Annotated in this window: 10 protein-coding genes; 1 reads left to right on the top strand and 9 read right to left on the bottom strand. The window is 62.6% G+C overall.

What is annotated here, in order from left to right; genetic code table 11:
• Nucleotides 1-7: 7 nt before the first annotated feature.
• Nucleotides 8-856 carry a TIGR03915 family putative DNA repair protein gene (locus tag ACIP02_RS10540; RefSeq protein WP_400615978.1) on the bottom strand — a complete coding sequence of 283 codons (849 nt, stop codon included), beginning with the start codon at nucleotides 854-856 and terminating at the stop codon, nucleotides 8-10.
• A complete protein-coding gene (locus ACIP02_RS10535; protein ID WP_201201468.1) occupies nucleotides 847-2,067 on the bottom strand; it encodes a putative DNA modification/repair radical SAM protein in 1,221 nt (406 codons plus the stop codon). The genes ACIP02_RS10540 and ACIP02_RS10535 overlap by 10 nt, the downstream gene beginning before the upstream one ends.
• A gap of 144 nt (nucleotides 2,068-2,211) precedes the next feature.
• Here ACIP02_RS10535 and mqo point away from each other — a divergent pair, with 144 nt between their 5' ends.
• Nucleotides 2,212-3,777, top strand: coding sequence for a malate dehydrogenase (quinone) (mqo, locus tag ACIP02_RS10530; RefSeq protein ID WP_400615976.1), 1,566 nt, complete (start codon nucleotides 2,212-2,214; stop codon nucleotides 3,775-3,777).
• Between the two features lie 128 nt (nucleotides 3,778-3,905).
• On the opposite strand, the gene ACIP02_RS10525 is transcribed toward mqo, so the two are convergent.
• From ACIP02_RS10525 to ACIP02_RS10495, 7 genes are all read right to left on the bottom strand, one after another.
• Nucleotides 3,906-5,459: an ArnT family glycosyltransferase gene (locus ACIP02_RS10525; RefSeq protein ID WP_400615973.1), complete on the bottom strand. Its 1,554-nt coding sequence runs from the start codon at nucleotides 5,457-5,459 to the stop codon at nucleotides 3,906-3,908.
• Between the two features lie 4 nt (nucleotides 5,460-5,463).
• Nucleotides 5,464-5,736, bottom strand: a complete 273-nt coding sequence (locus ACIP02_RS10520; protein ID WP_400615971.1) for a lipid-A-disaccharide synthase N-terminal domain-containing protein — start codon at nucleotides 5,734-5,736, stop codon at nucleotides 5,464-5,466.
• Entirely contained in the window at nucleotides 5,733-6,476 is a 744-nt protein-coding gene (locus ACIP02_RS10515; RefSeq protein WP_400615969.1) for a glycosyltransferase family 2 protein, read from the bottom strand. Before ACIP02_RS10515 ends, ACIP02_RS10520 begins: the two co-directional genes overlap by 4 nt.
• Nucleotides 6,477-6,510: 34 nt before the next feature.
• Entirely contained in the window at nucleotides 6,511-7,485 is a 975-nt protein-coding gene (locus ACIP02_RS10510) for an NAD-dependent epimerase/dehydratase family protein (RefSeq protein ID WP_400615966.1), read from the bottom strand.
• A complete protein-coding gene (locus tag ACIP02_RS10505; protein ID WP_400615964.1) occupies nucleotides 7,473-8,810 on the bottom strand; it encodes a UDP-glucose dehydrogenase family protein in 1,338 nt (445 codons plus the stop codon). The genes ACIP02_RS10510 and ACIP02_RS10505 overlap by 13 nt, the downstream gene beginning before the upstream one ends.
• A 242-nt stretch (nucleotides 8,811-9,052) precedes the next feature.
• Entirely contained in the window at nucleotides 9,053-10,297 is a 1,245-nt protein-coding gene (locus ACIP02_RS10500; RefSeq protein WP_016394970.1) for a saccharopine dehydrogenase family protein, read from the bottom strand.
• Nucleotides 10,298-10,330: 33 nt separating this feature from the next.
• Complete coding sequence (locus ACIP02_RS10495) at nucleotides 10,331-11,428, bottom strand: carboxynorspermidine decarboxylase (RefSeq protein ID WP_400615962.1); 1,098 nt, start codon at nucleotides 11,426-11,428, stop codon at nucleotides 10,331-10,333.
• Nucleotides 11,429-11,740: the final 312 nt, after the last annotated feature.

Genomic DNA, 11,740 nt, shown 5'->3' with positions numbered 1-11,740 from the left:
GCTACACCTACACCGATCGCGCAGGCTTGCTGATTTGCTTGCCGATCTGCGAGGCCACTTCCTGGGCTTGGCCATCCCGTTGCTTGCCTTGGCGTGCCAGGCTTTCAAGCTGGGGGATCAACATGCCTTCCGGCAAGTGGCGCCAGAACCGCCCGGGCATGTGCAGGCGCAGGGCGTCGGGGTTGAGGCGGGCAGGGTTGAAGGTGTGGCGATAGTAGGTGCGCCATAGCTCGGCACCCGGGTCTTCGGCGTTGCGCGACCACTGGCGCCAAGGCTCGGGGCACTGTCGCTGGTAATCGAAAACCTGGCCGTCGAAGCGAATGCCATCCTGGGGGGTGGCGATCAGCCAGCGCAACCGCCCCAGGCGATCGGCAAAGTGCGGGCTGGCGCTCTGCAGAATGTCATGCGCCGGTTCGTGATAGGCCACCAGATCAAGCTGCAGATGTTCAACCAGTTGTTCAGGCAACGGCACGAAACGCACAAAGGCATGCAGGTGATGGGCTTCTCGGCTCACTTGCTTGATGCGCCGCTGCAACTCACTGCCCAGACGGTCCCCCGCCAGCATCGCCGTGCGGTCGCCGTGGGCCACGCGCCACAGCACTTCGTACAGCAGGTTCCAGCGTTGCTCGCCACGGTAGCACGAGGCCTGTTCCAACTGGCTCAACAAGGCTGCCGGGACCTTGGCCCGGAAAGGGCCGGGGCCATCAGGCAGCGCTGTCGGCACCGCCAGCAGGTCTGCCATCGGGCCTTGCGACCAGGTGACCTGCGAGGGGTCGATGCCATGCCCCAACAACACCCGGGCCTGTTCGCGCCAGGTGGTGAACAGGTCGTCGCAATCGAGCGCAATCACCCCCACAACCCCATCTGCACCGGCGCCTGCGGTTCACGCAAACGCGCCCGCAGCAGGCCACTGCGCAATTCGGCCTGGGCCGGGCGGTAGTCGCTGGTGACGATGAACGGGCGCGCCTTGTCCAGCACGCAGCGCAGCTGGATCAGGTCGTCATAGCGGATGCGCCGCTCCCGCCGCAGGGCCACCAGGCGCTGCACGCTGCGCAGGCCAATGCCGGGGATGCGCGCCAGCAGCGCAGGTTCGGCGCGGTTCACGTCCAGCGGGAAGACGTCGCGGTTGGCCAGCGCCCAGGCCAGCTTGGGGTCGATGTCCAGTGCCAGGTTGCCGCTCTGGCCCAGCAGCTCGCCGGCTTTGTAGCCATAACCACGCAACAGGAAGTCGGCCTGGTACAGGCGGTGCTCGCGCAGCAGCGGTGGCGCGGCCAGCGGCACGCTGCCGGGGCTGTCGGGGATCGGGCTGAAGGCGGAGTAGTACACGCGCTTGAGGCCAAAGCCTTGATACAGCGATTCGGCATTGCGCAGCAACGTGCTGTCGTCTGTACTGTCGGCACCGACGATGACCTGTGTGCTTTGCCCGGCCGGGGTAAACCGCGGCGCCCTGGGCTCGTTGGCCACGGCCTGCTGGCCCTGGTGAATCACGCCCATGGCCTGGCGAATGGTGTGCGCCTGTTTCTCGGGTGCCAGGCGCTTGAGGCTGGCGTCAGTCGGCAGTTCGATGTTGACGCTGAGCCGGTCGGCCAAGCGCCCGGCCTCTTCGATCAGCAGCGGGTCGGCATCGGGGATGGTCTTGAGGTGGATATAGCCACGGAAGTTGTGTTCCTCGCGCAACAGCCGGGCCACGCGAATAAGCTGCTCCATGGTGTAGTCCGCCGAACGGATGATGCCAGAGCTGAGGAACAGGCCGCTGATGCAATTGCGCCGGTAGAAGTCCAGGGTCAGGCGCACCACTTCCTCGGGGCTGAAGCGCGCGCGCGGCACGTTGCTGGAGCGGCGGTTCACGCAGTACTGGCAGTCGTACAGGCAGAAGTTGGTCAGCAGCACTTTCAGCAGCGATACGCAGCGGCCGTCGGGCGTATAGCTGTGACAGATCCCCATGCCATTGGTGGCACCCAGGCCCTCGGCGCCACGCGAATTGCGCTTGGGCGCGCCGCTGCTGGCGCAGGAAGCGTCGTACTTGGCGGCGTCGGCGAGGATGCCGAGTTTGGCGATGAGTTGCATGGGGCTGACCTGCGATACTGAATATTCATACAGTATTTTGAGAAGTGCCTGAATGCAAGTGTTTATGTGCCCGTCATACCTGACTAAATCCGTCAGCTAAGCTTGTGGCTTAACTTACGGATAGCACGAGGCGCGGGAGAGGTTATGAAGATCACCATCAAGCCCAAACTGGCGTTGGCCGGGCTGGCGTTGGCCATCGGCACGCTCAACGCCCAGGCAGCGGAAACCAGGAAGGTCGATGTGCTGCTGGTGGGCGGCGGCATCATGAGTTCCACCCTGGCGGTGTGGCTCAACGAACTGGAGCCGGGCTGGTCGATGGAAATGGTCGAACGACTGGACAAGGTGGCCGAGGAAAGCTCCAACGGCTGGAACAACGCGGGCACCGGTCACTCGGCCTTGGCAGAACTGAACTACACGCCGGAAAAGGACGGCAAGATCGACATCAGCAAGGCGGTGGAGATCAACGAGTCGTTCCAGGTAACCCGCCAGTTCCTGGCCTGGCAGGTCAAGCAGGGTGTGCTGAAGAACCCGCACTCGTTCATCAACACCACCCCGCACATGAGCTTTGTCTGGGGCGATGACAACATCCGCTTCCTGAAAAAACGCTACGAGGCGCTGCAGGCCAGCCCATTGTTCAAGCCCATGCAGTACTCCGAAGACTACGCGCAGATCAGCAAGTGGGTACCGCTGATGATGGAAGGTCGCGACCCCAATCAGAAACTGGCCGTGACCTGGACGCCGATCGGCACGGACGTCAACTTTGGCGAGATTACCCGGCAATACGTAGGGTACCTGCAGACCCGGCCGAATTTCGACCTCAAGCTGTCAACCGAGGTGCAGGACATTACCCGTAACGGTGACGGCTCCTGGCACGTCGAGTACAAGAACCTGAAGGACGGCAGCAAGGCGGCCACCGACGCCAAGTTCCTGTTCGTCGGCGCTGGCGGTGCGGCATTACCCTTGCTGCAGAAGTCTGGGATAGACGAAGCCAAGGATTATGCCGGCTTCCCGGTGGGTGGTTCGTTCCTGGTCACCGACAACCCGGCCATCGCCCAGCGCCACATGGCCAAGGCCTATGGCATCGCCGCCACTGGCGCACCGCCTATGTCGGTGCCGCACCTGGATACCCGGGTGCTCGATGGCAAACGCATGATCCTGTTCGGCCCGTTCGCCACCTTCTCGACCAAGTTCCTCAAGCAGGGCTCTTTGCTGGATCTGCTGGCCAGCACCAGTGTGCACAACGCCTGGCCGATGGTGCGGGTCGGGGTGCGCGAGTTCGACCTGGTGCAGTACCTGATCGGCCAGGTGCTGCAATCCGACAATGACCGTTTCGAGGCGTTGCGCACCTACTTCCCCGAGGCGAAGAAGGAGGACTGGCGGCTGTGGCAGGCGGGCCAGCGGGTGCAGATCATCAAGAAAGATGAGGCATTGGGTGGCGTGCTCAAACTCGGTACCGAAGTGGTGGTGTCCAAGGATGGCAGTATCGCCGGCTTGTTGGGTGCTTCGCCGGGCGCCTCGACCGCGCCGCCGATCATGCTCGATGTGCTGAACAGGGTGTTCAAGGACAAGGTGGCTTCGCCAGAGTGGCAGGCGAAGTTCAGGCAGATCATTCCATCGTATGGCATGCGCCTGAATGACCACCCGGACGAGGTGCAGAAGGAGTGGGCGTATACCAACGAGGTATTGCAGCTCAACCCGCCAGCGCCGTAATTCCAGGCTATACACGGTCCTTGTAGGAGCGGGTTTACCCGCGAAACAGACGACTCGCTGCCTGTCACCGGCTTCGCCAGCGTTCGCGGGTAAACCCGCTCCTACGTGGCCCTGATTTCCCGACAGGCTCAGGGCTTGCGCTGCGCAACGGCCTGCAGGTTGCCGGGAACATCACCCCAGCTGAAACGGTAGACATGGCTGGGGGCCGTGGCCTGGCACTGGCCGTTGTCGGCATCGGCGCCCACCACGAACCATTCGGCCCGCGAAGTCTCGCCCAGCTTGCGTGCCTTGTCGGCGCTGAAGCAGCGGCCCAGTTCGGTGGCCGGTATCAGGGCGAAGGCGGCAGGGTGCTGGCGCAACCAATAGGCTGCCGTGTCGGCCTTGGACTGCCCGGTGAAACCGAAGTGCACGATGGGTTGCCGGGCAAACAGCCAATGCCCCTCCCGCCAGTTCACCAGCACCAGCTCGGCACCGCCCGTAGCCCGCGCGGCGTCGCTCATCAATGTGTCATGCGGGTTGCGGCCCTCTTTGAGCGGTTCGACGAAGCCACGGGCAAACCACAGGGCAAACCAGACCATGGCCACGCCGGTGAAGGCCTTGCGCCAACCTGGCCGGCGCTGCCACCAGCGCTTGAGCAACCAAGGCACCAGCGGCGCCATCGCCAGCACCAGGCCGGGCAGCGCCGGAAAGATGTACAGCTTGCGTTTGCCGCTGCTGAGGCTGAAGAACAGCAGCACCAGTGCCACCCAGCCAAGCAATAACAGGAAGCGGCCATCGCGTTTTTGCAGCTGCCGGCGCCAGGCCGGCACCAGCCAGGGCAGGGCCAGTATCAGCGGTAGCCAGTACTTGGGGATGACCTGGACGAAGAAGTACCAGAACGGCTCGCGATGGTCCCAGGCATTGGCATAGCGGCTGGCAGTCTGGCGCAGCAGGATTTCCTTCAGGTAGGCCAGTTCCGCCGCGCCACCGTCATGGGCAATCGACACCAGCAATGGCAGCAGCCACACCGCGCAACCGGCCAGCAAACACACCAGCCCCAGGCTCCAGCGCCAACCGTGGCCGGGCATGGCTACCACGCCGTACCAGCGCTGGCGCACCGCCCAGGCGTAGGGCAGCAGCATCAATGCCGGGATAAAACCCACGCCCTTGCTGATGATGCCTAGGCCCATGGCTGCACAGGCCAGGTAAAACCAGCCCCAGGCCGGCCCCAGCAGCAAGTGACGGACCACGCCGTAAAAGCCCAGCGCCACCCACAGGCACAAGAAACTGTCGATCTGCCCGGTACGCAAGATGCTGTAGCTCTGGTAGGTGGCCAGGAACAGCAGCGCGGCAATCACGCCGATGCGCCGGTTCCACAGGCGCCGGCCAAGGTCGTGCAGCACCCAGGTGATGGTCGCTGCCGACAGCAACCCGGGCAGGTACAGGGCAACCTTGGGTGAGCCGGTCAGGTAACTGAACAGTGCCACCGTCCACATGAACAGCGGCGGCTTGTCGCCGTAGATTTCTGCAGCCCGGTGCGGGATGAACCAGTGGCCGCTTTGCAGCATTTCCAGGGCCACGCCGAGAAAGCGTTCCTCATCGACGTTCATCGGCTGACGCCAGCCGATGCCTGCACCGACCAGCACCAGGGCCAGCGCGATCAGGGCCAGGCGTTCGGCGCCAAGGGTCTTGAACGTGGGCACAGGGCTATTCCTTCTGTTCCTGTTGACGGGCAATCAGCTGCAGGTTGCGCAGGTAGACAAGGAAGCCGAAGCTTTGGCCGATGATGAACACCGGGTCCTGGCGGTAGATGGCGTAGGTCAGCAGCAGCGCGCTGCCGAGCATGCTCAGGTACCAGAAGCCCACCGGTATCACGCTGCGGCGCTTTAACTCGCTGTACAGCCACTGCAGCACAAAGCGCCCGGTGAACACCGCCTGGCCGGCAAAGCCGATGATCAGCCACAGGGTTTCGCGGGTCATCCCTCAAGCTCCTGCGGTTGGCTGTGCAGGCGGGTGCGACGGATCAGCCACCACACCCCGAACAGGTCGAGGATGCCGACCAGTGCGCGGTCGAGGTTGCCATACTTGGACACCCCGGCGTGGCGTGGCCGGTGGTTGACGGGGTGTACCAGCATGCGGCCGTTGTGGCGCAGGATCAGCGCCGGAATGTAGCGGTGCATGTGGTCGAAGTAGGGCAGGCGCAAGAAGGCAGCGCGTTCGATCAGCTTCAGCCCGCAGCCGGTGTCGGGCGTGGCGTCCTTGAGCAGGCGGCTGCGCAGGCCGTTGGCAAAGCGCGAGGCCCAGCGTTTGCTGGTGCTGTCGCGGCGGTCGACGCGGTGCCCGGCCACCAGCTTGATACCGCCAGTCAGGTCCTGGCTGGTGCGTACCAGGGCGAGCATGCCGGGGATGTCGGCCGGGTCGTTCTGGCCGTCGCCGTCCAGGGTCGCCAGCCAGTGGCCGCGGGCTGCCTGGGCGGCATGCCACAGCGAGGTGCTCTGGCCCAGGGAGCGGTCGTGGCGCAGGATGCGCAGCTGCGTGTAGCCTTGGCTTTTCAGTTGCTGCAGTACGCTCAGGGTACGGTCGCTGCTGCCGTCGTCGACCACGAGCACTTCAAAGTTTTCGGCCGCCAGTGCGGCGCGTATTTCCATCAACAGCGACGGCAGGTTGTCGGCCTCGTTCTTGGCGGGGATCAGTACCGAGAGGTCCAGTGCGTCTGTCATTAGGTTACCTGTGGTCTTGTTGTGTTTGCGCGGTTCAAACCCGGTAGAAGTCCCGGTACCAGCCAACGAAAGCCGTTACGCCGTGCGCCAGCGATGTGCCAGGGGTGAAGTCGATCCAGCGCGCCAGCGAGCCGACATCGGCCCAGGTTTCCAGCACGTCACCTGCTTGCAGCGGCAGGTAGTTGCGCTGGGCCTTGATGCCCAAGGTGTCCTCCAGGCACTCGACAAAATGCAGCAGCCTCACCGGCTGGCCACGGCCGATGTTGAACAGCTGGCAGGGCGCTTGCCCCTCGGCGGGCCGGGGCGGCTTCAGGCGCAGGCGCACGATGCTCTCGACGATGTCGTCGATGTAGGTGAAGTCGCGGCCCATCAGGCCGTTGTTGTAGACCTCGATCGGCCGGCCTTCGAGCATGGCGCGGGTAAATTTGAACAGTGCCATGTCGGGGCGGCCCCATGGGCCGTAGACGGTGAAGAAACGCAGGCCAGTGGTGGGCAGCCGGTACAGGTGCGCGTAGCTGTGCGCCATCAGTTCATTGGCGCGTTTGCTGGCGGCGTACAGTGATACCGGCTGTTCGACCGGGTCGTCGATGCTGAACGGCAGCTTGGCATTGGCGCCGTACACCGAACTGCTGGAGGCATAGATCAGGTGGCGCGGCGGCTGCTGGCGGCAGGCTTCGAGGATGTTGAGAAAACCCACCAGGTTGGCCTGGCCGTAGGCGCCCGGGTTGTCCAGCGAGTAGCGCACCCCGGCCTGGGCTGCCAGATGGATTACCTCGCTGAACGCCTGGCCGGCGAACAGCTGTTGCAGGTCGTCGAGGTTGGCGATGTCGAGGGTGCGAAACCGGAAATGAGCAAAGCCGCGCAGTTCTCGCAGGCGTGCCATTTTCAGTTCGACGCTGTAGTAGGCATTGAGGCTGTCGATGCCGACCACCTCAATGCCGGCTTCGCACAGCCGGCGTGCGAGGTGAAAACCGATGAAACCGGCAACGCCTGTGATCAGTACGGGCATGCTGGCTGCACCTGGCCACGGCCGATGCCGTAGTAAGTCAGGCCGGCAGCGGCCATGTGTTCCGGCTCGAACAGGTTACGCCCGTCGAACACCACCCGGTCGGCCAGCAGCTGTGGCACCTTGTCCAGGTTGAGCACGCGGTAGTCCTGCCATTCGGTAACGATCACCAGGGCATCGGCGCCCTCCAGTGCATCGTCCTTGCAGGGCACCAATTGCAGGTCGGCACGGGCGCCGTAATGGCGCTGGATTTCTTCCATGGCTTGCGGGTCATGGGCTTGCACCCGTGCGCCAGCGGCCCACAGCGCTTCCAGCAGTACTCGGCTGGCAGCCTCGCGAATGTCATTGGTATTGGGTTTGAACGACAAGCCCCACAGGGCAAATACCTTGCCCCGCAGGCCACCGGGATAGTGGCGCTGAATCTTGCTAAACAGCCGGCCTTTCTGCCGCTCATTGACCGCCTCTACCGCGCGCAGCAGCTGCGCCTCGAAGCCTTCGGCCTCGGCACTGCGGCGCAGGGCTTGCAGGTCCTTGGGGAAGCACGAACCACCAAAACCGCAGCCGGCGTAAATGAAGTCGTACCCGATGCGCGAGTCCGAACCGATGCCGCGGCGCACCATTTCGATGTCGGCGCCCAGGTGCTCGGCCAGGTTGGCGATTTCGTTGATGAAGGAAATCTTGGTCGCCAGCATGCAGTTGGCGGCGTACTTGGTCAGTTCGGCGCTGCGCGCATCCATGACCATGAGTTTTTCGCGGTTGCGGCTGAATGGCAGGTAGAGTTCACGCAGCAGCTCCACTTCGGCCGGCTCGGCGCCACCGATGATGATGCGCTCCGGGCGCATGCAATCGTCCACGGCGGAGCCTTCCTTGAGGAACTCCGGGTTGCTGATAACCTGAAAGCGGCTGCTATCGGCCACGGCCTGGGCGATGCGCGCCTTGATGCGGTGTACCGTACCTACCGGCACTGTGGACTTGTTGACGATTACCTTGGGCCCGTCAGCATGTTCGAGGATGCTGTCGACCACGGCAAACACGTGTTTCAGGTCGGCGCTGCCATCGGCCTGTGGCGGGGTGCCGACGGCGATGAACTGCAGCTTGGCGTAGTTGGCAGCCTGGCCGGCGTCGGTGGTAAAGCGCAGGCGGCCGCAGGCCAGGTTGCGCTCCAGCATCGGAGCCATGCCGGGCTCGAAGATCGGGCAATGCCCGGCGCTGAGGGCGGCGACCCGCTCGGCATCGACATCCATGCACAACACCGAATGCCCCACCTGGGCCAGGCACACTGCCTGGGTGAGGCCGACATAGCCGGTACCGAAAACCGTGACCTTCATTTGACAGCTCCTTGATAAGAAAGCTGAAAAAAAATGTCACATCGGTGTTTAGATATTGTTACTTGGGCGGGTTGTTATTGAATGTGGAAATGGGGCTAGCCTGGGCCGGCCTATTCGCGGGTGAACCCGCTCCTACATGGACTTCACAACACCCGAGACTGTGGGAGCGGGTTCACCCGCGAATAGGCCAGGGCTGCAAAAGCAGAGGGGGCGCCCAATTGGCGCCCCCTCTGTGTTACCGCTTAGGCTTCAGCGTCCCAAGGACGATCACCTTTTTCATCCTTGACGCGGGTCGGCAGGCCCATCACGTCCAGCGCCTTGAGGAACGGCTCGGCTGGCAGCTCCTCGACGTTGACCATGCGTTTGGCATCCCACTCGCCACGGGCAACCAGCAATGCTGCAGCCACTGGCGGTACGCCGGCGGTGTAGGAAATGCCCTGGCTGTCGGTCTCGGCGTAGGCTTCTTCGTGGTCGGCCACGTTGTAGATGAACACTTCGCGCGGCTGGCCATCTTTGGTGCCCTTGACCAGGTCACCGATGCAGGTCTTGCCGGTGTAGCCAGGGGCCAGCGAAGCTGGGTCCGGCAGCACGGCCTTGACCACTTTCAGCGGTACCACTTCCAGGCCTTCGGCAGTTTTTACCGGTTGCTCGCTGAGCAGGCCCAGGTTTTTAAGCACGGTGAACACATTGATGTAATGCTCACCGAAACTCATCCAGAAACGCACGTTCGGCACGTTGAGGTTCTTCGAAATCGAGTGAACTTCATCGTGGCCGGTCAGGTACAGGTTTTGCGAACCTACCACAGGCAGGTCGTCGGTACGCTTGACTTCGAACATGGTGTTGCTGGTCCACTGGCTGTTCTGCCAGCTCCAGACTTGCCCGGTGAACTCGCGGAAGTTGATTTCCGGGTCGAAGTTGGTGGCAAAGTACTTGCCATGCGAACCGGCATTGACGTCGAGGATGTCGATCGAATCAATGCTGTCGAAATACTGCTGCTGCGCAAGTTTTGCGTAGCTGTTCACCACACCCGGGTCGAAACCGACGCCGAGAATGGCGGTAATGTTCTTTTGTTGGCACTCTTCGAGGTGTTTCCACTCGTAGTTGCCGTACCACGGCGGGGTCTCGCAAATTTTGCCCGGCTCTTCGTGGATGGCGGTGTCCAGGTAGGCGACACCGGTATCGATGCAGGCACGCAGCACCGACATGTTGAGGAACGCAGAGCCCACGTTGATCACGATCTGCGATTCGGTCTCGCGGATCAGTGCCTTGGTTGCCTCGACATCGAGGGCGTTAAGCGAGAAGGCCTGGATGTCGGCGGGTACCTTGAGGCTACCCTTGGCCTTGACGCTGTCGATGATGGCCTGGCATTTGGAGATGTTCCGTGACGCGATAGCGATACGACCCAGTTCGTCGTTATGCTGTGCGCACTTGTGGGCCACCACCTTGGCGACACCTCCTGCACCAATGATAAGAACGTTCTTCTTCAATTTACCCTTTGCTCCTTACTAGGAAAGCCGGTCTTACGACAGGCTGGAAACGTAGTCTTCAAAACCGAACTCGCGGACCACTTCGACGCTGCCGTCGAGTTGCTTGACCACGATGGACGGCATTTTCAGACCGTTGAACCAGTTTTTCTTGACCATGGTGTAACCGGCCGTGTCGATGAACGACAGGCGATCGCCAATGGCCAAAGGACGGTCGAATTGGTACTCGCCGAAGATGTCGCCAGCCAGGCACGACTTGCCGCAGACCATGTAGGTGTGCTCGCCGTCGTTAGGGGCCATCTTGGCGTTGAGGCGGTAAATCAGCAGGTCGAGCAGGTGCGCTTCGATCGAGCTGTCGACCACGGCCAGGTGCTTGCCGTTGTACAGGGTGTCGAGCACGGTCACTTCCAGCGAGGCGCTGTTGGTGATGGCAGCTTCGCCGGGCTCCAGGTACACCTGCACGCCGTAGGTTTGCGAGAACGCCTTGAGGCGCGCACAGAAGGCGTCAACGGCATAGTCTTCTCCGGTGAAGTGGATGCCGCCACCCAGGCTGACCCACTCGACCTTGTGCAGCAAGTGGCCGAAGCGCTCTTCGATGTGCGTGAGCATCTTGTCGAACAGGCTGAAGTCACCGTTCTCGCAGTTGTTATGGAACATGAAGCCGGAGATCTGCTCGATCACTTGCTCGATCTTGGCCGGGTCCCATTCGCCCAGGCGGCTGAACGGGCGGGCCGGGTCGGCCAGCAGGTAGTCAGAGCTGCTGACCTGCGGGTTGACGCGCAGGCCACGCACTTTACCTTCGGACTGTTCGGCAAAGCGCTGCAGCTGGCCGATCGAGTTAAAGATGATCTTGTCGCAGTTCTCGAGCATTTCCTCGACCTCGTCGTCGGCCCAGGCCACGCTGTAGGCATGGGTTTCGCCGGCGAACTTCTGGCGGCCGAGCTTGAGCTCGAAGAGTGAGGACGAAGTGGTGCCGTCCATGTACTGCTGCATCAGGTCGAACACCGACCAGGTGGCGAAGCACTTGAGGGCGAGCAGCGCCTTGGCACCGGAGTGTTCACGCACGTAGGCGATCTTCTCCATGTTGCTGAGCAGCTTGGTTTTATCGATGAGGTAATACGGCGTCTTGATCAATTAAAGGCCCCCGGCCAGGCCGGCCAAAAAAAGGACACGCATTGTGCCTTCACTTGCTGCAGACCGAAAGGGCGCGAGGCGTTTTTCGTCTGCGTGGGTGCGGTTGCCGGTGAAATTTCCGGCTGTGCTGGGGGTAGTAGTACAGAGAGAAGGGAACAGTCTGATGACAGCCTGACCAATGGCAGGGTCGTGATCATCCCGTGTATTGCCTGTGCCGGCCTCTTCGCGGGTAAACCCGCTCCCACAGGAACCCACCGCCCTCAGGCCTGGTGATACCCCTGTAGGAGCGGGTTTACCCGCGAAGAGGCCGGC

The organism is Pseudomonas sp. NPDC089408, from assembly GCF_044749445.1.
Classification (GTDB): domain Bacteria; phylum Pseudomonadota; class Gammaproteobacteria; order Pseudomonadales; family Pseudomonadaceae; genus Aquipseudomonas.
This window is presented reverse-complemented; position numbering and strand designations above follow the sequence as displayed.